Source organism: Celeribacter persicus, from assembly GCF_003050785.1.
Lineage (GTDB): Bacteria > Pseudomonadota > Alphaproteobacteria > Rhodobacterales > Rhodobacteraceae > Celeribacter > Celeribacter persicus.
The window spans coordinates 143,437-167,623 of sequence record NZ_QAOH01000001.1 but is presented as its reverse complement, the minus strand read 5'-3'; the positions used below and the strand labels follow the sequence as shown (position 1 = coordinate 167,623).

Below are 24,187 nucleotides of genomic sequence, written 5' to 3'. Positions count from 1 at the left end.
GAAAAGCTTGTCGCAAAGCCGGATTGCCATATCTTTGAGCATGAAAAACAACGCACTTATCCCGCATGCGAGCGTGGCGCTTCATTGGATAAAAGAAGGAGTTGAAAGATCATGTCTCAGGCACGGATCGGTCTTGTCGGCCTCGGCGTCATGGGCGCCAATCTTTCGCTCAATATTGCCGAAAACGGTTTTCCTGTTGCCGTGTTCAACCGCGCCGGCTCCGTGACCGATGCCTTTGTCGCCTCTGCGGGCGCGCTGAGTGCGCGGATCGTACCCGCAAAAACCTACGAGGCGTTGATTGCCTCCCTCGCCAAACCTCGTGCGGTAATCATTATGGTCAAGGCAGGTGGGGCGGTCGATGCGGTGATCGACGCGCTCACGCCGCTCATGGAACCCGGCGATATGATCATCGACGCGGGCAATGCCGATTTCCACGACACCCGCCGTCGTGAGGCTGCGCTGCGCGAGAAGAGGCTCAATTTCATCGGTATGGGCGTGTCGGGTGGCGAAGAGGGCGCGCGCCACGGTCCGTCGATCATGATCGGAGGCAACCCGGAGAGCTATGCCGTGATCCGCGACATCATCGAGGCGATTGCTGCGAAACACGAAGGTGCTCCCTGTGCCGCGCATTTCGGACCGGACGGTGCGGGGCATTTCGTCAAGACCGTTCACAACGGGATCGAGTATGCCGATATGCAGATGATCGCCGAGGTCTATGGTCTGTTGCGCGACGGGGCAGGGCGCAGGCCCGCCGAAATCGGTGCGTTGTTTGCGGACTGGAACAAGGGGCCGCTCAAATCCTATCTGGTGGAAATCTCCGGCCGCGTCTTGGGCACTCCCGATCCGCAAACCGGCAAGCCCATTGTCGATGTGATCGTCGATATGGCGGGGCAAAAGGGCACCGGTCGCTGGACCGTGATCGAGGCGCTCAGGCTGGGCCAGTCGCCCTCCACCATTGAGGCCGCCGTTGCCGCGCGATCCTGGTCGTCGGAGAAAGCCACGCGGGAGGAGGGCGCGGCGCTGTTTGACGATCTGGCCTCCGATCCACTGCTGATCCCGTCGGACAGGGAACTGGAACAGGCGCTTCTGGCGGCAAAGATCATCGCCTACGATCAGGGTTTCAAAATCCTTTCCGCCGCCTCCGGGGAATATGAGTGGAACCTTGATCTTGCCTCCGCCGCAGAGGTCTGGCGCGAGGGCTGCATCATTCGCTCGGCCCTGCTCGACGATATGGCCGCTGCGATCCGCGAAGGGTTGCCGCAGGGCCAGCTCATCTTTGCGCCGCGTTTCGCCGGGTTGATCCGCGAGGGTGCGCGGGCGCTGCGCCATACCGTCTCCTATGCCGCTTCCGCAGGGCTTCCGGTTCCGGCCTTCGCCAACGCGCTCGCCTATTTCGACACGATGCGTCAGAGCCGTGGTACCGCCGATCTCATTCAGGCGCAGCGTGATTTCTTCGGTGCTCACGGGTTTGCGCGGATTGATGGCGGTGCGGACCGGCACGGACCGTGGGCGGGCGCGGTGGCGCATAGCTGACGAGACCCGGCCCTTGCATGGAGACGGGGTTTTGTGGTTTCTCCAATCTCATGACGCCCGACTCTTCGGGCCATATGTGAGACGCGCATGAGTTTCGTCATCTTCATCAACGGTCTGGTCATGGTCTTCTTCGCCGCCCTCATGGGGGTCGTCGCGCTGATCTTTCCCGAGACCTCGATGATTTTCGAAGAGGTCGCACTTCTGTCCGGCTTCATAGGCGGCGTTCTTGCACTTGCCTCTTCGCCGCGCACGGAAGATCTGCGTCCGCTGCACACCTTTCTTTTGACCTCCTCGGTCTGGATGGTGGCCGCGCTTTGCGGCGCGTTGCCGCTTTACGCCTATGATCTGTCGCTGACCGATGCGTTTTTCGAGGCCATGTCCGGCATTACCACCACCGGCTCCACCGTCATGTCGGGCCTTGATGACACGCCCCGTGGCATCATCCTCTGGCGCGCCATGCTTCAGGCGGTGGGGGGCGTTGGCTTCATTGTCACCGGTATCGCACTTTTGCCGATTCTCAAGGTCGGTGGCATGCAGCTTTTCCGGTCGGAAAGTTCCGAGACCGGCGAGCGCGAATTGCGCAACGCCACCATGTTCGCCTCCGCCACCTTGCAGATTTACTTCGCGCTGATCGCGATCTGCGGGCTGCTCTACTTCCTGGGCGGCATGTCACCGTTTGACGCCGTAACCCATGCCATGACCACGCTCTCGACGGGTGGCTATTCGGGGTATGACGCCTCCTTCGGTCATTTCAACAGTGCCTTTCTGCAATGGACCTGCACGCTGTTTATGCTCTGCGGAGCCTTGCCGTTTTCTTGGTATATCCGGGGGGTACGGCATGGGCGCTGGAAATCCGAACAGGTGACGGCGATGCTGATTTCGCTGAGCCTGAGCATCGCGGTTCTCTCGCTCTGGCTGATGATCTCGCGGGGCGAGGGGGTGTTCGATGCGCTGCGTCTGGTGGCCTTTAATGTGATTTCCGTCGTCACAACCACCGGCTATGCGACCACAGACTACACGCTTTGGGGACCCTTTGCCGTAGCGGCCTTCGTTGTCCTGACGGCGGCGGGCGGGTCCACCGGCTCGACTGCCGGTGGTGCCAAGGCGATGCGCTGGCTCGTGGCATTTCGGGCGCTCAAGGCGCAGATCCGGCAAAGCTATGCCCCGCACCGCGTCACTTTCGTGAAATACGAGGGCCGTCCGGTGGCTCCCGATGCGCTTTCCGGCGTGATCGCCTTTTTCGTGCTTTACGCGGCCACCTTCGGCGTGCTCGCTTCGCTCTTGAGCTTTTTCGGTCTCGATATGTCCACCGCTCTCTCGGGCGCGCTTACGGCACTCGCGAATGTCGGGCCGGGCGTGGGCGATGTCATCGGGCCGGCGGGCAACTTCGCGACGCTCAACACGCCTTCGAAACTGGTGTTGACCTTCGGTATGTATCTCGGGCGACTGGAGATGGCGACGGTCTACGCGCTGTTCGCGCCGCTCTTCTGGCGGGAGCTGGTGATCTCGCGCTAATCCTTAACAGGCTGTCATAAACCGTGCTGCAAAGGTTAAAACGCTGTCACATTTCTCCCGGAACGCTGTCACAGTCTTTAAAGCGTTCCGCCAAAAACCTGAGACACAGCTTTTGGCGAAACGCAGTGCAAGATATGAGTGTTGCGCGCGCCCCGCCTTTATCTGATAGCTCAGGTTAAAGGTGGGGCGCTTTAATAAAAGCTTTTCACGTCCCCCGCGGTTTGGTGCGAAGCGTCGGATCGGCCTCGGTCGGGTCCTCGGGCCATGGGTGTTTCGGATAGCGCCCGCGCATGTCCTTGCGCACATCCGCATAGGAGGTTTTCCAGAAATTCGGCAGGTCCATCGTCACCTGAACCGGGCGATGGGCGGGAGAGGTGAGAACCACTTTCAAGGGCACGCGTTTCGGTCCCACGGTTGGGTGCACTTTTGTGCCGAAAAACTCCTGCAACCGCCCGGTGACCTCCGGATGTTCCCCCGAATAATCAATAGGCAATTTCCGCCCGACGGGGCTTTTAAACGCGCCGGGCACTTCGCGGTCGAGCCGCTGCATCTGGTCCCAGTCGAGCATCCCGCGCAACGCGTCCGTGATGTCGAGGGCACGCAACTGCGCCTCCGTCTTCGCACCTTTGAGATAGGGCAGGAGCCAATCTTCGAGGCGCTCCATCAGCGCCGCCTCCGACATATCGGGATAGTCCCCGGCCATCAGCGCCACACGGGCGGCAAAGCGTTTTGCCGCATCTGTCCATGGCAGGCCGATCTGTCGCAGCCCAACCAGCGCCCCGTGTGCGATGGCTTCCGGCGGGGCGTCTTTCCATTGCCGGTCATCGAGGATCAGCGCGCCGAACATCTCGCGCCGTCGTGCCACCACGCGCCTCTCGCGCTTGTCCCAGTCACAGACTTCGACCCAACCGATCTGATCGCCATACAGCCCGCGCAGCTCGCTTTCGCTGATCTGGGCAGCCTGCCGGATTTTTGCATCCCGCGCGGCCCCGTCGGTATCTGTGACCACGATAAGCCGCGCGGAGGCTAGATCGTCGCTCTCGGGAATCACCGCGCCTTTGCCACCGGACAGCAGGTAGCGCGGCTGATCGCCGGGGCGGCGCAGCCCGATCCGGTCCGGGTAAGCAAGCGCGGCCATTTCGCCAAGGTTCATGGGAGCCGCCTGCGGCAGTCCCTGCCGGAGTCGTCTGGCCTCCTGTTTCACACGCTCGATCACCCCGCGATCGGCAGTGTCGGGGGATGTCAGCGCGCGTATCCGCAGCGACAGATCGACGCCCGCCCCCCGCAGAGGATCGCGTTCGTTCAACAAGGCGGCGAGATCAGCGGCCTGTGGCCCTGCTATTTGCAGCATATGTGCAAGTCTTGGGTGCAGAGGTTTCGCCGCCAAAGCCTTGCCGTGCGCCGTGATCCTCCCCTCGGTATCCAGCGCGCCAAGGCCGTGCAGCAGCGCGCGCGCCTCCGCCAGAGGTCCGGTGGGTGGTGGTGTGAGAAAGGCCAGTTCCCCCTCCTGAGCCCCCCAAAGCGCCAGTTCCAGTGCCAGCCCGGTGAGATCCGCTGTTTCGATTTCGGCGGGCGCAAAGGCGGGCAGGGCGCCTTCTTCCCCCTTGGTCCACAGCCGGTAACACACCCCTTCGGAGACGCGACCTGCGCGACCCCGGCGTTGTTCGGCCTCGGCACGCGAGACCCGTTCGGTCACAAGGCGCGACATGCCGGACCCCGGATCGAACCGTGCCCGGCGCGCCCGCCCGGCATCTACCACGATGCGCACGTCCTCGATGGTCAGCGAGGTTTCCGCGATCGAGGTGGCGAGCACGATTTTGCGCCCGTCTTTGGCGGGGGTGATGGCGGCGCGCTGATCCGCGAATTTCATCGCCCCGAACAGAGGACGGATCGCGCAATCGCCGGGGACGCGCCCTTCCAGAAGCGTCTGGACGCGGCGAATTTCCCCCTCTCCGGGCAGAAAGACGAGGGCGGAACCGGGGGCTTCATTTATGGCGCGCAGCGTCAGGTCCGCGATGGACTGTTCAAGCCGTTGGGTCTTGGCCAGAGGGGCGTCGAGCCAGCGGGTTTCCACCGGGAAGGCGCGACCTTCGGAGCGGACTACCGGGGCATTGTCCAGAAGCGCGGCCACCGGGTCGGCGTCCAGCGTGGCGGACATGACGATCAGCACAAGGTCGCCCCGCAGCGCCTGCCGCACCTCCCATGTCAGCGCCAGCCCGAGATCGGCGTTCAGGCTGCGTTCGTGGAATTCGTCAAAAATCACGGCCCCGATCCCACTCAGTTCCGGATCGGATTGCAGCATTCGTGTCAGAATTCCTTCGGTCACCACCTCAATCCGCGTGGCCTTCGACACTTTCGCCTCGCCCCGGATACGATAGCCCACCGTCTCGCCTGCGCGCTCGCCCAGCGTTTCCGCCATGTGTTCCGCCGCCGACCGCGTCGCCAGACGGCGCGGCTCCAGCATGACGATCTTTCCTTCGACTTCCGGCAAAAGCGCCAGAGGCACACGGGTTGTCTTCCCGGCGCCGGGGGGCGCCATGAGCACGGCACGTCCTTCGGAACGAAGCGCAGCAGTCAGATCGTCCAGAACATCATCAATGGGCAGGCGCGGTGTGAACATGCGATGTCTTATGCGCGAAAGCTCAGGGCGCGAAAAGGGGTATGAAGGGGGCTGGGCTGGACATTGCGCGACACCTGCGGGAAAACATGCCAGAGGGCCCGAAAGTGGTTCGGAGGAGGATGAAGAGCATGGATGTCAAACAACTTGCCGAACAGGTCATCGCCGGGAACCGTCGCGCTCTGGCCCGTGCCATCACGCTGGTCGAAAGCGTGCGGGACGATCACCGGGCGCAGGCGATCGAACTGATGGAAGAAGTCGGCAAGAGCGGGCGTCAGGCGCTTCGGCTCGGGTTGTCGGGGACGCCGGGGGTGGGCAAATCCACCTTTATTGAGAGCTTCGGCATGATGCTGATCCGGCAGGGGCTTAAGGTTGCGGTGCTGGCCGTGGACCCGTCTTCGTCGCGTTCGGGCGGCTCTATCCTTGGGGACAAGACACGCATGGAATTGCTGTCGCGGGAGAAGAACGCCTTCATCCGGCCTTCGCCTTCGCAGTCTGAGTTGGGCGGTGTGGCGCGGCGCACGCGCGAAGCGGTGGCGCTCTGTGAGGCCGCTGGCTATGATCTCATTCTGATTGAAACCGTGGGCGTGGGGCAGTCGGAGACCGTGGTTTCCGAGATGTCCGATCTCTTCCTTTTGCTCCTGGCGCCTGCGGGGGGCGACGAGTTGCAGGGCGTCAAGCGCGGCATCATGGAAATGGCCGACCTGATCCTTGTGAACAAGGCGGATGGCGATCTCAAACCGGCGGCGCAACGCACCTGTGCCGATTATGCGGGCGCGCTCCGGCTCATTCGCAAACGCCCGCAAGACCCGAAGGATTTCCCCAAGGCGATGACCGTCTCCGCCATCGAGGAAAAAGGCCTGCTAGAGGCCTGGGGCGAGATGAACACGCTGGCGGACTGGCGTCGGGAGAACGGATTTTTTGACAAACGCCGCTCCGAGCAGGCGGAATACTGGTTCGCGCAGGATATTCGGCACGGGCTGTTGTCGCAGCTTGAGAAAGAGCCCCTCAAGTCGATGATCGCAGGGCTGGCGCGCAAGGTGTCCAAGGGGGAGATCACGCCGGGTCATGCGGCGGCGGATGTGCTCAGGGCGCTCAAGGATGCCTAGGTCGAGTCTCTAGGCATTGGATTGGACTTGACGATTCTCCCCGGATCGCCTATGCACCGCGAACTGAATTTCGGGCGCGGCTTGATTGCTGTGTCCTTTTCTGTTGAAAATCGGTCTTTTCCCGTGTTTCCCGCCACTTTTCGGACTTGCGTCCGGGGCGGGGGCGCGTAAAAGAGGGCCGAATAAGACGGAAACGAGTCTTTTAAACTGCGAGAGCTTTGCTTTCGAAAGTAGAAACGAGGATGAACCCATGTCGCGTCGTTGCGAACTGACCGGTAAAGGCCCGATGACTGGCAACAATGTCAGCCACGCCAAAAACAGAACCCGCCGCCGTTTCCTTCCGAACCTCAACGATGTGACGCTGATTTCGGAAACCCTCGGCCGCTCCTTCAAGCTGCGCATCTCCGCGGCTGCTCTGCGCTCCGTCGACCACCGTGGTGGTCTTGACGCCTTCCTTGCGAAAGCCAAGGATGCCGAGTTGTCCGACAACGCGCTGAAAATCAAGAAAGACATCGCGAAGGCTCAGGCTGCCGCGTAATCCTTTCGGATTTGACATAGTTTGAAACCCCGTGAGGTTGGCCTCGCGGGGTTTTCTCGTTGTGTCGGCCCCATAATTTGCCCCCTTTTCTTTCGTGGGCGGATCGCTAAAGTGCTTGCACCATGCGTATCACCCGCACGATAAAGGCCGTTCTGGTCGCGTTCCTGCTCATCGTCACGTCCCAGTCCATGGCCGTGGCGCGGGGCACCATGCGCGATGCTTCCGGTGCGGTGGTGCTCTGTACCGGCACGGGACCGATCACCGTGCTCACGGATGCAGATGGTCAGCCGATCGGCCCGAGTCACATTTGTCCCGATTGTGCTCTGAGCGTGATCGCCGGGCTGGCGGATGCATTCGACCTGCAACCGCCGACGCAGCAGGTGCTGCGTTTTACCCCGCTGAGTTTTGCCGCCGAGGGCCATGATACGCTCCCGCCCCGCGCCTGTGCCCGCGCTCCGCCTTTGGTCTGATGTTCCCTTCGTTTTAAAGACCTACGACCAAAGGACTGCACATGTTCAAAACCACCCTTCTGGCCGGGCTTGCCGCCTGTGCCTTCGCTCTGCCCGCTTTCGCCGACATCAACATCATCGACCCCTTCGCCCGTTCTTCGGGCATGATGGCCCGCGCGGGGGCAGCCTTTTTCATCATTGAGAACACCGGTGACGAGGCCGATCGCCTGATCGACGCCACATCCGACATTTCCAAGATCACCGAGTTGCATACCCATAAGGACATGGGCGACGGCATCATGAAAATGGTGCATGTGCCCGAAGGGTTTGAAATCCCGGCCCATGGCACCCATGCGCTGGCCCGTGGTGGCGATCACGTCATGTTCATGGGGCTGTTGCAGCCGATGAACCAAGGCGACACAGTGACCGTCACCCTGACCTTCGAGAAAGCTGGCGACATCACCGTCGAGGTTCCGGTCGACCTGGAACGGGGTGAGGCGGCCATGCCGATGGATGGTACTGGTATGCAGCATGGCCAGATGAACAACTGATCCGACCCAGATATGTGATGACAGGCACGCGTTTCGACGCGTGCCTTTTTTCTTGCGCGGCTCACAAAAAGGATTAGATGACTCGTAAGCGAGACGGGACATTACCGCCCGGCCCGCCCCTTTCTTGACAGTTGAAGAGACAGATCATGTTGAGCGTTTATACGTTCCCGGAGGCTTTCTCGCCTGCCGAATGTGATGCGATCGTCACGCTTGCGCGTGAGGAAGAGCTTGCCGATGCGGGGCTTGTGAAGAACCGTTCCGATCACAACCTACGTCGTGCCGATCTCGCGTGGCTCGATGAGCGCGCGGGCGGGGAGTGGATCATGGAGCGGATCATGCGTCTGGTCGCGGAGGCCAATCGGGAGCATTTCGATTTCGCGCTCACCGAGTTCGGCGAAAGCCCGCAGGTCGCCCGCTATGGTGCCGAACGTCAGGGGCATTTCACATGGCATTCCGACATCGGTGAGGGCGCTTTGGCGTCGCGGCGCAAACTGACCATGGTGGTGCAACTGTCCGATCCGGCGGAGTATGACGGCGGTGCTCTGGAGCTTCAGCCCGATGCCAATATTCGCGAGGCCAACCGGGTCAGGGGATCCGCCGTGCTCTTTCCGTCCTTCGTGCTGCATCGGGTGACACCCGTTACTTCGGGTGAGCGCTTTTCGCTCTCGATCTGGGTGCATGGTCCGGCGTTTCGTTGAGTATTTTTGCCAAGAAGAAAACACATAAGGGTGCGCGCCGGTTGCCGATCCTCCGTTCTGTGACGGACCTTCGGAAGGGTTCTGGCCACACGAACCGGCGCGTCTTCTCCTTGGGCGGTCATCGGCACTCCCGCCTGTACCGCGTGCCAAGCGTAATCAGCTCAAGGTTAATGCAAGGTTGAGATGTGGCTTCTTCTTGGCAGAAATACTCATTCCCGCTCAGCCGCCCAAAATCTCTGCCACCCAGTCTGGCACGACGACACTCGCCAGCCCTTCACGCACCTCGTCGAACCGACCGCCAGAGGCCGCGAGGTTCAGCTCCATGGTGCGGATGCCAAGGCTGCGCGCCATCTGGCTAAACCCTGCCGCCGGGTAGACGACGCCCGATGTGCCAATGGAGACAAAGAGATCGCTGTCTTCCAGCGCCTCCTGAATGGTATCCATGTGATAGGGGATTTCCCCGAACCACACGATATCGGGCCGTGTCGCAGGCGTGCCGCAGGTGGGGCAGGGGTCTTTGATATCCATCACCATCGGAGCCGCCCAGCGATGTCCGCAAGTGGCACAAAGCGCGTCTTTCAGTGCACCATGCATATGGATCACCTCCCGTGCGCCGCCGCGTTCCAACAGATCGTCGACGTTCTGCGTCACCAGATATACGGGGGCGTCATGCTCCGCCTGCAGCCGTGCCAAAGCCCGATGCGCCGGGTTCGGTTCGGCCTTTGCCGCCTGCTCCCGCCGCATGTTGTAAAATCGCTGTACCAATTCAGGATCGCGTGCGAAAGCCTCGGGTGTTGCCACGTCCTCGACCGGGTGATCTTCCCAAAGCCCGTCTTCGGCCCGGAAGGTCTTCAGCCCGCTTTCCGCCGAAAGCCCCGCGCCGGACAATACGAAAATCCCGCCTTTCATCGCGCTCTCCTTTTTCCTCACCCTGCCTTGCGCTTGCCGCCCCGGCAAGGGTAGCTTTGAGGAGCAAAGGGGCCTCCATGCAGAAAATACTCTTCGTCTGTCTCGGTAATATCTGCCGCTCACCCTCGGCTGAAGCGGTGTTTGCCGCCAAGGCGCAGGCCGCGCGTCTTCCGGTGATTGTCGACAGTGCGGGGACCGGCAACTGGCATGTGGGGGAGCCGCCCTATGGGCCGATGCAGCGGGCGGCTTCTGCACGCGGCTATGACCTGTCCTCCCTGCGCGCACGGCAGATCACGGTTTTGGATTTCGAGGGTTTCGATCTAATTATCGCGATGGATGAGGCGAACCTGCGCGATATCGAGCGCCTGCGTCCCTCGGATTCCGAGACACCTGTCACTCTGATGATGTCCTATGCACCGCAAACCGGCGAACGGGTCGTGCCCGATCCCTATTACACCCGCGATTTCGATGAGGCGCTGGACCTGATCGAAGCCGCGGCAACCGGGCTTCTCGCTACGCTCAGATCCTGAGCCAGCGAAAAGCGCGTTTCAATTCTTCGGTCCCGTTCTCCCGATACCACCGCCCGTGGCTCAGGATCACACGCTCAGGCTGCCATGAGATCACCTCCCGGATCACGTCGCGGGCCTTTCCCTTGTTGCGGAAGGTGGCGCGCATATCCGCAGGGGCCTTGCCGTCCGGGTCGAGAATACCAGCAAATCGCATCAGGAAAGCTTTCACTTTTCCAACCTTTTCCGCTTCGAAATTCTCGATGAGATCGGTCAGAATGAGTGTTTTCGAACTTTCATGGAAAAACACCACCTCATGCAGGAACTTGTGTCCTTTCACGACGCGTTGTCGGATGTCACATGCGTAGCCTTCGGGGGCCACATCGGTCAGAACCTCATGCGGTGGCACCGGCACGTTGAATTTCTTTGCCCGTTTTGCCACTCCCGGCGCGGCAAAGACCTGTGCCTTCGGGAAGCGTTTCGCCCAAGCGTTCAGCGACACGTAATGGATCGGATTGGGCGCGATCAGCCAGCCGATGGGGCCGAGGTCGGCCATCTCATCCAACAGGCTTTCGTCAAGCGCGATGGGCGAATGCACCCAAAGCTTACCTGCCACCCGGATGACGGTCATCCGGGTCGGGAAGTTCATGCCGTAAAATGGTACAGGCGGACCGTCTGCGAGCCAGATTTCGGGAGCGACGGGTTTGAGGGTGTTGAGGGGCGGGTAGAGTCCGCGATCCTTCATCCGCAATATTGCGCAGCGGCCTGGCCGAAAGCTTTGTAACGCAGCCAGAATTCCTCATGAGACCGGTTGTCCGACTGACGAATGTCCTGCGCCTTTTGCGGGTCCTTGAAGAACTTCGCGGCCTGACGCTGGTCCTTGCCGGAGAGCGTCATATCGGCCACCTGTTGGATGCAGCCGCAAAGCGCGCGGTTGTTCGCGGCCCGATCCGAAGCCATGCAGGCCCGCTCGATCGTACCCGCACTCGCCGGGATCGGCGACAGGGCGGCGGTCGCAGTGGTCGCGGCGACGGCGAATGCCATAAGGGATCTCTTCATGTCTCTGCCTCTCTCAACATACGCGCCCATCTGGGATCATGGTGCGATCTGGCTTGAATGCCGCAGGCTGCGTGGATGTGACTATGCGCGACAGGATGCCTGAGTCTTGGCGCTGTGGCAATCACGGAGTTTTATGGGGAGGGGGAGGTGAGCGAAGGGTTGCCCGAAATTGTATGACATAGCATTCTTGCGCTGTGATTGTTGGGGGCGCTCCTATGGCAAAGTATATTTTCTATGTTGATGAGAGCGGCGACCAAGATTTGGAAAGGGTGCGCGCGGATATCTCTTCAAAGGGCTCAGAGCCATTTCTGATCGTTGGTGGTGCGCTTGTTGTTGCTTCCGAACATGAAAATCTCAAAGGGCAACTGCAAGCGATAAAGGATCGTATTGGTAAGGGGACGCTACACTGTTCGGCACTAAACCACTTGCAAAAATCATATTATGCTCGCTCAGCTAAGGGGCTGCATTTTCTCGCTTTTGGAGCCGTGTCTAAAAAAGAAACCGTTGGAAACTATAGAAGCGAAATTGCCGGGGCTGAGCAGGCAGAAAGCTATTACAATAAATGTGCTCAGTATCTTTTGGAGCGCGTTGCTGAGTTTGCTAAACTCAATGCCATTAAACCCAAAGATATCTGTATCGTTTTCGAGAAGAAGGGAAAACACAATTACGAACGATTACGGAATTTTATTTCGAAGGTCAGAAGCGATCCGCACCCTAAATATGAAAACTCAAAAACTCTTTTGAATATAGATCCTCAGCTGATTGAAGCTGTAGGGAAAAATGACGACGAGCTGCTCAGCTTGGCTGATTTGGTCGCCCATGCACTTTTCGTAAGCCTTTCTGAAACAAAAACGAATTTTGGCATTCCTGAACAACGCTATTTTCGAGAAATAAAACCAAAATTTTGGTGTGATCCTGTCACTGGTCAGATCGCGAACTGGGGTTTGAAGTTTATAAAAGGCCCAGTGAATATGAGCCTCAAAGGAGAAACCAGTAAAATGGTCAATAAACTCTACAAGTCCAATGAAGCTCTGATCAAAAAACGATAGCTCATAGCCACGCTTTCGTTGCTTCCCCTTGCCATTCCCCCCCTTTCCCCGCATAGAACTCAGCCAAACCTTCATGCGCTGAGGCCTCTCATGACCGAGCTGAAAAACATCCGCAATTTCTCCATCGTGGCCCATATCGACCACGGGAAATCGACCCTTGCCGACCGGCTGATCCAGCTTACCGGCACCGTGGCCGAGCGCGATATGAAGCAGCAGATGCTCGACGCCATGGATATCGAGCGCGAGCGCGGCATCACGATCAAGGCCAACTCGGTGCGGATCGAATACCCGGCGAAAGACGGAGAGACCTATATTCTCAACCTGATCGACACCCCCGGTCACGTCGATTTTGCCTATGAGGTCAGCCGGTCGATGCAGGCGGTCGAGGGTTCGCTTCTGGTCGTCGATGCCACGCAAGGGGTGGAAGCGCAGACGCTCGCCAACGTTTATCAGGCCATCGACGCCGATCACGAGATTGTCCCGGTGCTCAACAAGATCGACCTGCCCGCCGCTGAACCGGAGCGCGTCAAGGAGCAGATCGAGGATGTCATCGGCATTGACGCTTCCGAGGCGGTGGAAATCTCCGCCAAGACCGGTCTCGGCATCCCCGACGTACTGGAGGCCATCGTCAACCGTCTGCCCGCACCGAAGGGTGACGTGACCGCGCCTCTCAAGGCCATGCTGGTCGACAGTTGGTATGATCCCTATCTCGGCGTTGTCGTCATGATCCGTGTTATCGACGGCACGGTGAAAAAGGGCGACCAGATCAAGATGATGCAGACCGGCGCGACCTACAAGATCGACAAGCTCTCGGTGCTCAAGCCGCAGATGGTCGATATTCCGTCGCTCGGCCCCGGCGAGATCGGCGTCTTTACCGCTTCGATCAAGCAGGTGCGCGACACCAAGGTGGGCGACACGATCACCCATGACAAGAAACCTTGCGCCGCGCCGCTTCCGGGCTTCAAACCCTCGATCCCCGTGGTGTTTTGCGGCCTCTTCCCGGTCGATGCCAACGATTTCGAGGCGTTGCGCGACGCCATCGAGAAACTGCAACTGAACGACGCCTCGTTCAGCTCCGAAATGGAGACCTCTGCCGCTCTCGGCTTTGGTTTCCGTTGTGGCTTCCTCGGGTTGTTGCACCTCGAAGTGATCCGCGACCGTCTGGAGCGCGAATACGATCTCGACCTGATCACCACCGCCCCCTCCGTGGTCTATAAGGTCCACATGAAGGACGGTTCGGTCGAGGACCTGCACAACCCCGCCGACATGCCCGATCTGACCTATGTCGATCACATTGAGGAGCCGCGGATCAAGGCGACGATCCTCGTGCCCGACGAATACCTCGGTGACGTGCTCAAACTCTGTCAGGACCGCCGTGGCATCCAGCTTGACCTGACCTATGCGGGCCCCCGCGCGATGGTGGTTTACGATCTCCCTCTCAATGAAGTTGTGTTCGACTTCTACGATAGGCTCAAATCGGTAACGAAAGGTTACGCCTCCTTCGATTATCAGTTCACCGAGTATCGCGAGGACAACCTCGTCAAGATGCAGATTCTCGTGAACGACGAACCGGTGGACGCGCTTTCGATGATGGTCCACCGCGACCGCGCCGAACAGCGGGGGCGGGCGATGTGCGAAAAGCTCAAGGAGCTGATCCCCCGCCACATGTTCAAAATCCCGATCCAGGCGGCCATCGGCGGCAAGGTGATCGCGCGTGAAACCCTCTCGGCGCTGCGCAAGGACGTGACCGCGAAATGCTACGGCGGCGACGCCACCCGGAAGAAGAAACTTCTGGAAAAGCAGAAGGCGGGCAAGAAGAAGATGCGCCAGTTCGGGAAAGTGGAAATCCCGCAGGAAGCGTTTATCAGCGCATTGAAAATGGATAACTAACGAAAAGCCCTGCTGTAGCGGGGCTTTTCGTTAATCTGATGGGGCCAAGCCAACTGCATCGGGGGGGGGGGGTAGATACGGGTTTACGAAGACTGTCACTTCACCGTTATTCGAAGGGACGATGCCCCATACAATATCCGCGGGTATTTGCGGTGCATGCTCTTTGCCCTCAAGATTTAATACTGCAACGCCCTCGGGGCTCAAAGAAAGGTCGCCTACCGGAATTGAGTTCCATGTCTCGCCATGAAGAAACATGAAGTTCGCAGGGGCTCCCGCGCTCGTAAAAAGATTACTTGGGAGCACAATTGGCGCTGTCCCCTTGTTGCAACTTGCTTTTGTAGGGCGATAGTCTTTAGCGGATAAGTCTATTATTGTGCCGAGGTTTCCGCAAACCCTAACTTTGAGTATAGAACTAGTTTCAGTTTGAGTTGTTTGAATGACTTGCGCTATCAGAGGTGGGAAACGGGCATAATCTCCCATTAACTCGACAAATACCGCTTTAATAGTGACATCTGTGAGGCGAGGCTGTGTCTCGTCAATTTGGTCGGCGTCACATACTCCGGTCCAAGCGAGAAAGACGGCTATAATGCTGAAGAACTTCCAGATGTTCATTTGTAAACCCTCGATAATATTGCGAAGTCTGCATCTTTTGGGAGCCGTACCGTATGCAGCGTCTTTTGATCTTCATCGTAATCTACCAAAACCGTGTGACTGTTTGTCATCACTAGAAACTGTAGGGAACTCCAATCATGCCAAACTCTGCTTTCGCCGGGAATTTTATCCGGTTCGTTCGGTAGTTTTAGCATCATAACAAAGGGTAAATTTTCAATGTTGTCTCCTGCAGCGCTTCTGCCTAGCTGCGCAGCGTTGAACAAAACTGCCGTAAGAAATGCAAAGCATACCAATATGACTAAGGTAGGCAGTGTGCTCAACGTTTGGATTTGCTTTCGACCGCTTACAGCTGTTAAAAGCCATGGGAATAACCAGACAATTGCCGTGCCAATAACTAGCCCGATCACGATACACAAAAATTCGTCTTCTGTAGAAAAAGCAAATATCGCTTTTATTGAGAACGATATAATTTCTTCAACGCTTATGTTTATCTCGGAGGTTTCGACGCCGAAGAAGCCATAATAGCCGCTGATAAAGTACAACCCTATCAGATATAAAAGCGGTACAACTGATACTGAGGCTAAAAATTTTTTCGCCAATGCCACACCTTCTATCTTCGCAGCAACGATAAGCGGCTTAATTATATCAAGCAATAAAATTGTCTTGAGTGGAGCCCGTATTCTCTTTGATCATGTATCTCAAGGATGCTGAAGCACCTAAGCTCGGGTTTAGGTGCCAGCTATGTCACGCCAAATAAAAACGCCCACCAATTTGGCGGGCGTCTTAGTGTGTATGCTGGTAGACTCACATCTCGCTTTGCACCTCACGGCTTTCCTGAGAAATCGCAGAACCCGCCTTGGAAATATCCTGACCGGCCCCTTCAATGGTTTCACAGGCGGCCAAAGACAACAGCATGGCACCCAAAATCATCACGCGTTTCATGTCACTCTCCTTGCATTGCATTCGAGGAGGTAACGCGCGCGGCGCCCTGCCGGTTCCCGCTCACATGCTCGATTGCACGTCGCGGCTGGCGCTCGAAATCGCCTGACCGGCTTTCGAGATGTCCTTGCCCGCGCCTTCGACGGTTTCGCAGGCGGCGAGCGCGAAAAGCGTCATGCCGATCAAAATCACACGTTTCATCTTTGTCTCCCTCACACTGTCCCCGTTGTGGGGCCCCGATGTGGTAGCGCGGTTTTCCGGGGGGCTCAATTGTTTCCGGGGAACTGCGGCACAGATGTCAGGCGGTTTGCCGCGATCGCATTTGACCCCGATCAAAGCGGCATTGTTGAATCAACTTATCGTCACATCTGCGCGAATGAATGCAACGCCATCAAGGACCAAGCCCATGAACAGATTAGCCGGCATCCTCTTTTCGCTCATTTCCACGACCCTGATGGGGACTGCCGTGGTGGTGGCCCTCACCATGGGCAAAGACACGCTTCAACCCATTCTCATCTCGGCTGCCATCGGGTTTGTCGCTGCGATCCCGGTGACCTTGTACATCGCCAAGAAGATCACCGAAGAGTTTTCCTGAAGTCATAAGAGCCGGGGCTCAGGCTTTGGCATCCACCGCTTCCATCCAGGCGCGCATCGCCGCCTCGAATTCGCGCGGTTTCTCGGCATGGAGCCAATGGCCCGTGCCGGGTATGGAGGCGAATTTCGCGTTGGGGAACAAGGCTTTCGAACGTTCCCGATGATCGCGCTGCACATAGGTGCTTTCGCCGCCGGAGAGGAAAAACACCGGCCCCTTATAGGTTCCGGAGATTTCCGGAAAACCGACGATCTTCGGCATCTCGGCTTCCAGAACATCGAGGTTCAGAAGCCATTTTTTCTCTTTAACCAAGAGGCTTTGCAGCAAAAACGCCCGCACGCCGGCGTCCAGAACATCATGCGCCAGTTGCCGGTCCGCGTCGGAGCGTTTCTCCACCGTGGACAGGTCGATGCCGCGCATCGCCTCGATCAGCGGTGTGTTGTCATGGCTGTAGGCGACGGGCGAAATATCCGCGACAATCAAGGACTTGATCAACTCGGGTCGGGTCAGCGCCAGCACCATGACCGCCTTGCCGCCCATGGAGTGCCCCATAACGTGCAACGGCCCGTGCTCAGTGACGAGAGGTTCCAGAACCTCGGCGAGATCGCTGGCCATATCTTCATAGCTCTGGGTCGGGAAACGCGGGCTTTCCCCGTGATTGCGCTGGTCGACGGAGACGACAAGCCGCTGATCGGAAAGCCGTTTCGCGATCACGCCCCAGTTGCGGGCGGAGCCGAACAGGCCGTGGACGATAAGAAGGGGGGCGCGGTCGGTCGGCTGACCGGTAAAGACGGTGTTGAGCATGGCACAGAGATAGCGCCTTGGCCCTCGGTGGCAAACCCCTTAAAAGATCACCATGGACCATTCCGTGATGCACAGATCCGAAGAGCTTGCCGCGCTGATGCGCGATCGTCTTGGCGTGCGTCTGGGAGAAGGGTTCGAGGCCAAGGTGAAACATGCAGGCCGTCGTTTGCCGCGTTGGGCACGCCGGAAATCCGCAGTGATCGTCGAGGCGCTTGCGCTTGAGGCGCATCCGAAACTGGCCCAACAGGTTCAGCAGAAAAAGGTCGATAAGGCGTTCAAGGAGTTGAAATATTTCCTGGAGCGTCAGGATGTGAAGACCCGGCGCAAGAACCGGTTGCTCGATCTGATCGCGAGTATTGCCTTTGTGATCCTTGTGACCCTCGGTCTGGTGCTGGGCATTATGGTCTGGCGCGGTCTGGTGTGAAGCGGTCGGTCTGCAAGGCGTCGCGCTGTACAAGCGTGACGGTGACGAAGCTCACATAGAGCAAGAGATACCATGAGCCCATTTTGGCAAAACTGACCAGTTCGCCGGCACTTTGTCCCTTGTAGAGCCATATCCGCGTGGCCGTTCCGACGTTTTCGGCAATCCAGAGGAAGAAGGCGGAGAGCAGCCCGGCCAGCGGCATGGGCATCCAGTGCCACATGCCGATCCGATACCAGACGCGGGTGCGGGCATAGAGGATGAGCGAGGCGGCAAACAGGCCGATGCGGATGTCCGGGCCGAAGTGATGTGTGAAGAAATTCAGATAGATGGCTGAGGCGAACAGAAGCGAAGTCCAATAGGGCGGATAGGGGGCGAAACGCATGTCGAAGAGACGGATGGCGCGCGCCATGAAACTGCCGACGGAGGCATACATGAAACCCGAGAACAGCGGCACACCGCCGATCTTGATCACCCCCGCGCCGGGGTAGCCCCAACTGCCCATGTGGAGTTTGAAAATCTCCATGATGGTGCCGGTGAGGTGAAACAACAGGATCACCTTGGCCTCACCGATGGTTTCCAGCCGGAAGATCAGGAACAGGATCTGAAGCGCCAATGCATAGGCCAGAAGCGCATCATAGCGCGCGATGGGCCAGTTGTCTTGCCAAAGGGTGTGAGTCGCCAGCATGGCGATGAGCAGCAGCCCGCCAAAGAGCGCGGCCCAGCCCATCTTGACGGTGAACATGACCAGTTCGGTGATGGCATGGGGTAGACGGGCGCGGAGCCAGTCGCCCAGACGGCGTTCGAGAGAGGTGGGCTGGGACATGGAGCCTGTGATGATCGTTAACGTGCAAGAAAAAGGGGCCCGGAGGCCCCTTTGATTGGTTCGAATGTCGGATAATTACAGGTTCGGGTAAAGCGGGAATTTCTCGCAGAGGGCTTCGACCTCGGCTTTCACCTTGGCTTCAACCTCCGCGTTGTGCTCTTCGCCATTGGCGGCAAGACCGTCTACCACCTCGACAATCCAGTCGGCGATCTGGCGGAATTCAGCCTCGCCAAAGCCGCGCGTGGTGCCCGCAGGAGTGCCGAGACGGACACCGGAGGTGACCATCGGCGGTTCCGGATCGAACGGGATGCCGTTCTTGTTGCAGGTGATGTGGGCGCGCTCAAGCGCCTTCTCGGTCGCGTTCCCCTTCACGCCTTTGGGGCGCAGATCGACGAGCAGAACGTGCGTATCTGTGCCGCCGGTGACGATGTCGAGTCCGCCTTTCATCAACTGGTCGGAGAGCGCCTGCGCGTTCTTCACCACCTGTTCGGCATAGGTTTTGAACTCGGGACGCAGCGCCTCGCCAAAGGCCACGGCTTTCGCGGCGATGACATGCATCAGCGGCCCGCCCTGAATGCCGGGGAAGATGGCGGAGTTCACCTTCTTGGCGATCTCGACGTCGTTCGTCAGGATCATGCCGCCGCGCGGACCACGGAGCGTCTTGTGGGTCGTGGTGGTCGCCACATCGGCATAGGGGAAGGGCGACGGGTGCGCGCCACCGGCGACGAGACCGGCGAAATGGGCCATGTCGACCATGAGAAGCGCCCCGACTTCATCGGCGATCTCACGGAATTTCGCAAAGTCGATCTGGCGCGGAATGGCGGAGCCACCGGCGACGATCAGCTTGGGCTTGTGCTCAAGCGCCAACTCGCGGACCTGATCGTAATCGAGGCGCTGGTCCTGTTGACGCACACCGTATTGAATGGCGTTGAACCATTTGCCGGACTGGTTGACGGAGGCGCCGTGGGTCAGGTGGCCACCGGAGGCGAGGTTCATGCCGAGGATGGTGTCGCCCGGTTGCAGAAGCGCGTTGTAGACGCCCTGGTTCGCCTGAGAGCCGGAGTTCGGCTGGACATTGACGTATTTGACGTCGAAGAGTTCCTTGGCGCGGTCGCGGGCGAGGTTCTCGGTGATGTCGACAAATTCGCAGCCACCATAGTAACGGCGGCCCGGATAGCCTTCGGCGTATTTGTTGGTGAGGACGGAGCCCTGGGCTTCCATCACGGCGGCAGACACGATGTTCTCGGACGCAATCAGTTCGATCTCGTGGCGCTGACGGCCAAGTTCTTTGGTGATGCTGTCGAACAGCTCTGGGTCGCGGGAGGCGAGTGCCTCGGTGAAGAAACCGGAATCGCGGACATTGGCCGTCATGCTATGCTCCTTGGCAGGATGGGAGTGTCGCGCGCTTCTTATCCATTCTGTGACAGTTCGAAAACCCTTTGTCGGTGCATAATCATCATGAATCGGTGCGCGCTTGCGTCCCAGAATGGGGCGAATGTTTCCGATCCTCTTCCTTTGGCGTCTCTGAGTGGCGAGACATCGTGACGGTAAGTCGTGTCGGATGTGCGGCCAGAAGTGCAGGGGTTTGCACGCAACACCTCAGGAATTCAGGTGAAATCCCCGGCGGGCTTTGCTACTGAGGGCGCAAACATGTCGTTTCAAGAGGGCCTGTGATGGTCAAGATCGCCTTTGCCGCCAGCGATGCCCAAATCGCCCAATCCGCACTGGCGCGCTTGCTGGCGCGCTACCCGTCGGTGCCGATGGAAGAGGCGGATGTGATCGTGGCGCTCGGCGGCGACGGCTTCATGTTGCAGACCCTGCACGGCACGATGCATCTCGACACGCCGGTTTACGGCATGAATTGCGGCACCATCGGGTTTCTGATGAACGAGTTTCGCGAGGACGATCTGGTCGAACGTCTCGCGGAGGCCGAGGAAGAGGTGATCAATCCGCTTTCCATGGTGGCTTGCAGCGAGGATGGGAGCGAACGGCGGGCGTTGGCGATCAACGAGGTCTCGCTTCTGCGCGCGGGGCCACAGGCGGCCAAACTGCGCGTTTCCATAGATGGCAAGATCCGCATGGAGGAACTGGTCTGTGACGGGGTGCTCGTGTCTACGCCTGCCGGGTCGACCGCCTACAACTATTCTGCGCGTGGTCCGATCCTGCCCATTGGGTCCGATGTTTTGGCGCTCACCGCCATGGCCGCCTTCCGGCCCCGGCGCTGGCGCGGCGCGCTTTTGCCGAGTACGGCAAAGGTCCGTTTCGATGTGCTGGAGGCCAGCAAGCGCCCGGTGATGGCCGATGCCGACAGCCGCCATGCGGGCAATGTGCTTTGGGTCGAGATCGCCTCCGAGCCGAAGGTCAGGCACCGCATCCTGTTCGATCCCGGTCATGGGCTCGAAGAGCGGCTTTTGCGCGAACAATTCGTCTGACAGATCGCCTGGGACGGTTACAAGTCCCGTTTGCCGCGCACCGGTTTGCCCCAGCTGTCGAGCTTGCGATAGAGTGTCGAGGGCGAGACCCCGAGGCTGCGCGCCGCCGCCGGGATCGAACCGCCCTCCTTCTGAATCGCATGCTCAATGGCGCGGCGCTCGATCTCGGCGAGGGTCTGCCCGTCGAACGGATTGGATGACACGAGGGAGAAGGCGCCGGCGTTTTGCACGCCGTCCTCCGAGGCCTGCGGATTGCGCAGATAGGCTGGCAGGTCAGCGACCTCGACCACCGGCCCGTCATGCAGAATAGCGATATTCCACAGGACATTCATCAATTCGCGGAGATTTCCCGGCCAGTTGTGATCGAGAAAAATTGCCTTGACCTCGGTCGAGAGGGTGCGGAAAGATCGCCCCTCGCGGGCACAGAGTTTGTCCAGTTCGGTCTCGGCGATTTCCACCACATCCATGCCACGCCCACGCAGCGGTGGCAGATGCAGAGGCACCACGTTGAGCCGGTAGAACAGATCGGCACGCAAACGACCGGCGTTCACTTCGGCGCGGGGATCAATGGTGGAGGTGCAGATCAGGCGAAAATTCACCGGCCGGGGTGACAAACCGCCCAGAGGCGTGACCGAGCCGCTTTGCAGGATGCCCAAAAGCCGCGCCTGCATCGGCAAGGACAGGGCGCAGATCTCGTCGAGCAGTAAGGTTCCGTTCTGCGCCTTTTCGACCGCACCGGGTATGCCCTTGCCTTCGGTCCTTGCGTCCCAGTGTGCACTTTCGCCGATGAGTTCCGCCTCGATCCGCTCAGGTGCGGCGGTGGAACAGTCGAGCTTGATGAGGCCTCCATCGCGAAAGCCGGAGCGGGCATGAATGGTCTCGGCGGCCCGGACCTTGCCTGTGCCGCTTTCACCGGTGATGAAGACGGGGGCTGCGGAGCCGGCGACGGCGTTGATCGTGTCGAATACGTCGCGCATGATCTCCGATGACCCGAGAGGGCAATCGAAGCCGACACCGTCGACGCGGCTACCCCGATCCTGCTGACCGATGCTGCGTCCGCTTTCGGCATTGGCGATGGCGGCGAGCAACTGGTCGGGGTCCAGCGGTTTCACGAGAAAATCAATGGCGCCGCTGCGCATCGCGGTGACCGCGCGGTCAACGGTGGCAAAGGCGGTGACGGCAATCGATTTGAGCGCGGGCAACCGAGTTTTCAGCTCTGTGATCAGGTCGATGCCGTTGCCATCGGGCAGAACGATGTCGATCAGTGCCAACTCCGGCTGATGAGCAAGCGCGCCATCCCGGGCCTCGGCGCAATTGCGCGCGACGACGATGTCGTAACCGGCCTCTTCGAGCGTGGCGGAAAACAGGGTCAGGTGGGTCTCGACATCGTCAACGATCAGTATGGGGTTTCGAGACATGGCCGTTCGTTTCTCTATCTATAATGGAATGAATTTCGGACTGAATATTTTCGGCAGTTTGGCGGAGTTGATCGAGGATCGCAATAATTTCCGTCGGCTCGTCCCTCATTACCCTTTCCGAAACCGACAGGGCGAGTTGTCGCGCCTCCTCGTGACAGGCCGAGGCGAAAAGCCCGGACAGGGTATGGGCACTGCGCGTCAACTCTGCGAGGGCCAGCGGTGAGGGGACCGCTCGGGCGGCGGAAAAGGCGGCTTCGAGATGGTGATTCAGATCTATAGCCACTTGCCGAAGAAGTGTCTGGCGCATTTCCTTGGGCAAATGACGTACCATGTGGCGCAGGCAGGTTCCGGTGTGGTTCGCGGTTGCATCAGGTTGCCTAGATTGAGGGCTGAATGAGGAGACGACCGGCGGGTGGGTTGCCGACGAAAGAGGTGTGGGACTGTTGGGGTGCATGTGCAGGGCGCGGACGAGGCTGTCCAGAATGTCCTTGCCCCCGATGACCGGTTTGCAGATCACGGCATCGGCGCCGCTGAGTTGAATGGCGCGGATGTTGCTTTCGAACACATGCGAGGTGATGGCAATTACAGGCGGCAACGGCACGTTGCGGCTGCGCAGGATGGAAAGCACCTGATTGCCCGACAGAAGCGGCAGTTCGATGTCGAGGAAAACGACGTCGAACTGGCGGCTGCACGCCGTCAGCAAGTGGAGTGCGGCTGCTCCGTCCGAGGCTTCGACAATCCTGATTCCCAGCGCCTCAAGATGTTGCCGCATTTGCAGGCGAAGTGCTGCGCTGTCCTCGACCAGTAGCGCGGTGAGACCGGTGGGCAACGCGGGCACCATCTCCGCCACGGGATCGGAAGGCGGCGACAGTTCCGGGAGCGGCACGCTGAGACAGGCTTCGGCCCCGCCATCGGGCGGGTTATGCAGCGTAAGATGGCCATTGAGCTGACGTGTGGCCTCACAGGCGATCCTGAGGCCGAAACCGGAGCCGGGCTCACCCGAGCCGATTGGCAGAGGTGCGGGGGCGGCGCGGGTAAGCACCTCTGAGGGAAAGCCCGGTCCGGCGTCTCGAATGCGTACTAGCAACGTTTCGCCCGTGCTCTGATCTGAGCGGGAGATGTCGATGGAAATCGGTCCGGGACCGGCATGGTGCAACGCGTTGGAGACAAGATTGGAGAGCACACGTTCGAAAGCCAGCATGTCGAAGGCCGCAGTTTCCGGCATATTCTCTTCGCCTTGAAGCAGAAGATACGAGCCGAGTTGCTCGGTGATGCCGCGCCAGCGTTGCACGAGACCGGCGAGAGTGCGGCGCGGTGTGCTGAAAAGCGCGGGATAAGGACCGTTTTGATGGTTTTGAAACAGCGCGCCGGACATCTCATTGAGCAGCCGTCCGAGGTGAGCTCCTGTATGAGACAGTCGGCTGAGTTCCCGACCAAGGGCGGGGGAGACCGGAAAACTGTCGCGCAGCGTGCTCAGGGTGATCTGTAACTCGGTATAGGTTGCGCGAATATCATGGGCCAGCAGCGAAAGACGTCCTGCGTCTTCTATGAGAAGAGAATAGCTTTGCGGATCACCTTGTTCCAATTTCAAGCCCTTACCATCTACCAACGCACAAGTAACAAAAACGCGGCCGATCAGGCCGCGTTTCATGCCCGGTGGATCGGTTGTTTACAAATTCTTAACCAACCTGACGCCGGGGAACAGAGCTTTTTGTCTAAA

At 59.3% G+C, this 24,187-nt stretch carries 26 protein-coding genes; 13 read left to right on the top strand and 13 right to left on the bottom strand.

Annotation, left to right across the window (positions count from 1 at the left end; all coding sequences use genetic code 11):
* Nucleotides 1–111 precede the first annotated feature (111 nt).
* Complete coding sequence (gene gndA / locus C8N42_RS00910; RefSeq protein ID WP_107814661.1) at nucleotides 112–1,533, top strand: NADP-dependent phosphogluconate dehydrogenase; 1,422 nt, start codon at nucleotides 112–114, stop codon at nucleotides 1,531–1,533.
* 87 nt (nucleotides 1,534–1,620) lie between these two features.
* Complete coding sequence (locus C8N42_RS00905; RefSeq protein ID WP_107814660.1) at nucleotides 1,621–3,048, top strand: TrkH family potassium uptake protein; 1,428 nt, start codon at nucleotides 1,621–1,623, stop codon at nucleotides 3,046–3,048.
* Between the two features lie 205 nt (nucleotides 3,049–3,253).
* Here C8N42_RS00905 and hrpB read toward each other — a convergent pair whose 3' ends face one another.
* A complete protein-coding gene (gene hrpB / locus C8N42_RS00900) occupies nucleotides 3,254–5,668 on the bottom strand; it encodes an ATP-dependent helicase HrpB (protein WP_107814659.1) in 2,415 nt (804 codons plus the stop codon).
* 128 nt (nucleotides 5,669–5,796) lie between these two features.
* Between hrpB and meaB the strand changes: the two genes are divergently transcribed.
* The 5 genes from meaB to C8N42_RS00875 all read left to right on the top strand — a co-directional run bounded on the left by meaB (nucleotide 5,797) and on the right by C8N42_RS00875 (nucleotide 9,010).
* The gene (gene meaB, locus C8N42_RS00895; protein WP_107814658.1) at nucleotides 5,797–6,774 is read left to right on the top strand and encodes a methylmalonyl Co-A mutase-associated GTPase MeaB; all 978 of its coding nucleotides are present in this window, start codon (nucleotides 5,797–5,799) and stop codon (nucleotides 6,772–6,774) included.
* 250 nt (nucleotides 6,775–7,024) lie between these two features.
* Complete coding sequence (gene rpmB / locus C8N42_RS00890) at nucleotides 7,025–7,312, top strand: 50S ribosomal protein L28 (RefSeq protein WP_090062109.1); 288 nt, start codon at nucleotides 7,025–7,027, stop codon at nucleotides 7,310–7,312.
* Nucleotides 7,313–7,434: 122 nt separating this feature from the next.
* On the top strand, nucleotides 7,435–7,782 hold the full coding sequence (locus C8N42_RS00885; RefSeq protein WP_107814657.1) for a hypothetical protein: 348 nt from the start codon (nucleotides 7,435–7,437) through the stop codon (nucleotides 7,780–7,782).
* A 41-nt stretch (nucleotides 7,783–7,823) separates the two neighbouring features.
* Nucleotides 7,824–8,312 carry a copper chaperone PCu(A)C gene (locus tag C8N42_RS00880; RefSeq protein WP_107814656.1) on the top strand — a complete coding sequence of 163 codons (489 nt, stop codon included), beginning with the start codon at nucleotides 7,824–7,826 and terminating at the stop codon, nucleotides 8,310–8,312.
* Nucleotides 8,313–8,458: 146 nt separating this feature from the next.
* The gene (locus tag C8N42_RS00875) at nucleotides 8,459–9,010 is read left to right on the top strand and encodes a prolyl hydroxylase family protein (protein WP_107814655.1); all 552 of its coding nucleotides are present in this window, start codon (nucleotides 8,459–8,461) and stop codon (nucleotides 9,008–9,010) included.
* 219 nt (nucleotides 9,011–9,229) lie between these two features.
* Here C8N42_RS00875 and C8N42_RS00870 read toward each other — a convergent pair whose 3' ends face one another.
* Nucleotides 9,230–9,919, bottom strand: a complete 690-nt coding sequence (locus C8N42_RS00870) for an NAD-dependent deacylase (RefSeq protein WP_107814654.1) — start codon at nucleotides 9,917–9,919, stop codon at nucleotides 9,230–9,232.
* A gap of 77 nt (nucleotides 9,920–9,996) precedes the next feature.
* Between C8N42_RS00870 and C8N42_RS00865 the strand changes: the two genes are divergently transcribed.
* Nucleotides 9,997–10,449: a low molecular weight protein-tyrosine-phosphatase gene (locus tag C8N42_RS00865; protein WP_107814653.1), complete on the top strand. Its 453-nt coding sequence runs from the start codon at nucleotides 9,997–9,999 to the stop codon at nucleotides 10,447–10,449.
* Here C8N42_RS00865 and C8N42_RS00860 read toward each other — a convergent pair.
* Together C8N42_RS00860 and C8N42_RS00855 are read right to left on the bottom strand one after the other, a co-directional pair.
* Nucleotides 10,439–11,170, bottom strand: a complete 732-nt coding sequence (locus C8N42_RS00860) for a DUF4336 domain-containing protein (RefSeq protein WP_107814652.1) — start codon at nucleotides 11,168–11,170, stop codon at nucleotides 10,439–10,441. The two genes, C8N42_RS00865 and C8N42_RS00860, sit on opposite strands and share 11 nt — an antisense overlap.
* Nucleotides 11,167–11,484 (bottom strand): hypothetical protein, encoded by a 318-nt coding sequence (locus C8N42_RS00855; protein ID WP_107814651.1) that lies wholly within the window; start codon nucleotides 11,482–11,484, stop codon nucleotides 11,167–11,169. Before C8N42_RS00855 ends, C8N42_RS00860 begins: the two co-directional genes overlap by 4 nt.
* A 215-nt stretch (nucleotides 11,485–11,699) precedes the next feature.
* On the opposite strand from C8N42_RS00855, the gene C8N42_RS00850 reads away from it, so the two are divergent.
* Together C8N42_RS00850 and lepA are read left to right on the top strand one after the other, a co-directional pair.
* Nucleotides 11,700–12,533, top strand: coding sequence for a DUF3800 domain-containing protein (locus C8N42_RS00850; RefSeq protein WP_107814650.1), 834 nt, complete (start codon nucleotides 11,700–11,702; stop codon nucleotides 12,531–12,533).
* 90 nt (nucleotides 12,534–12,623) lie between these two features.
* The gene (gene lepA, locus C8N42_RS00845) at nucleotides 12,624–14,423 is read left to right on the top strand and encodes a translation elongation factor 4 (protein ID WP_107814649.1); all 1,800 of its coding nucleotides are present in this window, start codon (nucleotides 12,624–12,626) and stop codon (nucleotides 14,421–14,423) included.
* A 30-nt stretch (nucleotides 14,424–14,453) separates the two neighbouring features.
* Here the strand turns inward: lepA and C8N42_RS00840 are convergent, their stop codons facing one another.
* The 4 genes from C8N42_RS00840 to C8N42_RS00825 form a co-directional block, all read right to left on the bottom strand.
* On the bottom strand, nucleotides 14,454–15,035 hold the full coding sequence (locus C8N42_RS00840) for a hypothetical protein (protein ID WP_107814648.1): 582 nt from the start codon (nucleotides 15,033–15,035) through the stop codon (nucleotides 14,454–14,456).
* Entirely contained in the window at nucleotides 15,032–15,688 is a 657-nt protein-coding gene (locus C8N42_RS00835) for a hypothetical protein (RefSeq protein WP_107814647.1), read from the bottom strand. Before C8N42_RS00835 ends, C8N42_RS00840 begins: the two co-directional genes overlap by 4 nt.
* Nucleotides 15,689–15,839: 151 nt before the next feature.
* Nucleotides 15,840–15,977, bottom strand: a complete 138-nt coding sequence (locus C8N42_RS00830; protein WP_107814646.1) for an entericidin A/B family lipoprotein — start codon at nucleotides 15,975–15,977, stop codon at nucleotides 15,840–15,842.
* 60 nt (nucleotides 15,978–16,037) lie between these two features.
* Complete coding sequence (locus tag C8N42_RS00825) at nucleotides 16,038–16,175, bottom strand: entericidin A/B family lipoprotein (RefSeq protein WP_107814645.1); 138 nt, start codon at nucleotides 16,173–16,175, stop codon at nucleotides 16,038–16,040.
* Between the two features lie 205 nt (nucleotides 16,176–16,380).
* On the opposite strand from C8N42_RS00825, the gene C8N42_RS00820 reads away from it, so the two are divergent.
* A complete protein-coding gene (locus C8N42_RS00820; protein WP_107814644.1) occupies nucleotides 16,381–16,569 on the top strand; it encodes a CTP synthetase in 189 nt (62 codons plus the stop codon).
* Nucleotides 16,570–16,587: 18 nt separating this feature from the next.
* Here C8N42_RS00820 and C8N42_RS00815 read toward each other — a convergent pair whose 3' ends face one another.
* Nucleotides 16,588–17,370 (bottom strand): alpha/beta fold hydrolase, encoded by a 783-nt coding sequence (locus C8N42_RS00815; RefSeq protein WP_107814643.1) that lies wholly within the window; start codon nucleotides 17,368–17,370, stop codon nucleotides 16,588–16,590.
* 64 nt (nucleotides 17,371–17,434) lie between these two features.
* Between C8N42_RS00815 and C8N42_RS00810 the strand changes: the two genes are divergently transcribed.
* Nucleotides 17,435–17,794, top strand: a complete 360-nt coding sequence (locus tag C8N42_RS00810) for a hypothetical protein (protein ID WP_211309130.1) — start codon at nucleotides 17,435–17,437, stop codon at nucleotides 17,792–17,794.
* Here the strand turns inward: C8N42_RS00810 and C8N42_RS00805 are convergent.
* The gene (locus tag C8N42_RS00805) at nucleotides 17,769–18,617 is read right to left on the bottom strand and encodes a DUF817 domain-containing protein (RefSeq protein ID WP_107814641.1); all 849 of its coding nucleotides are present in this window, start codon (nucleotides 18,615–18,617) and stop codon (nucleotides 17,769–17,771) included. The two genes, C8N42_RS00810 and C8N42_RS00805, sit on opposite strands and share 26 nt — an antisense overlap.
* Nucleotides 18,618–18,692: 75 nt before the next feature.
* Nucleotides 18,693–19,988 (bottom strand): serine hydroxymethyltransferase, encoded by a 1,296-nt coding sequence (gene glyA, locus C8N42_RS00800; RefSeq protein ID WP_107814640.1) that lies wholly within the window; start codon nucleotides 19,986–19,988, stop codon nucleotides 18,693–18,695.
* A gap of 302 nt (nucleotides 19,989–20,290) precedes the next feature.
* Between glyA and C8N42_RS00795 the strand changes: the two genes are divergently transcribed.
* On the top strand, nucleotides 20,291–21,049 hold the full coding sequence (locus C8N42_RS00795; protein WP_107814639.1) for an NAD kinase: 759 nt from the start codon (nucleotides 20,291–20,293) through the stop codon (nucleotides 21,047–21,049).
* Nucleotides 21,050–21,066: 17 nt separating this feature from the next.
* Here the strand turns inward: C8N42_RS00795 and C8N42_RS00790 are convergent, their stop codons facing one another.
* Both C8N42_RS00790 and C8N42_RS00785 read right to left on the bottom strand, forming a co-directional pair.
* Entirely contained in the window at nucleotides 21,067–22,467 is a 1,401-nt protein-coding gene (locus C8N42_RS00790; RefSeq protein ID WP_107814638.1) for a sigma-54-dependent transcriptional regulator, read from the bottom strand.
* Nucleotides 22,439–24,052: a hybrid sensor histidine kinase/response regulator gene (locus C8N42_RS00785; RefSeq protein ID WP_170109150.1), complete on the bottom strand. Its 1,614-nt coding sequence runs from the start codon at nucleotides 24,050–24,052 to the stop codon at nucleotides 22,439–22,441. Before C8N42_RS00785 ends, C8N42_RS00790 begins: the two co-directional genes overlap by 29 nt.
* Nucleotides 24,053–24,187 lie beyond the last annotated feature (135 nt).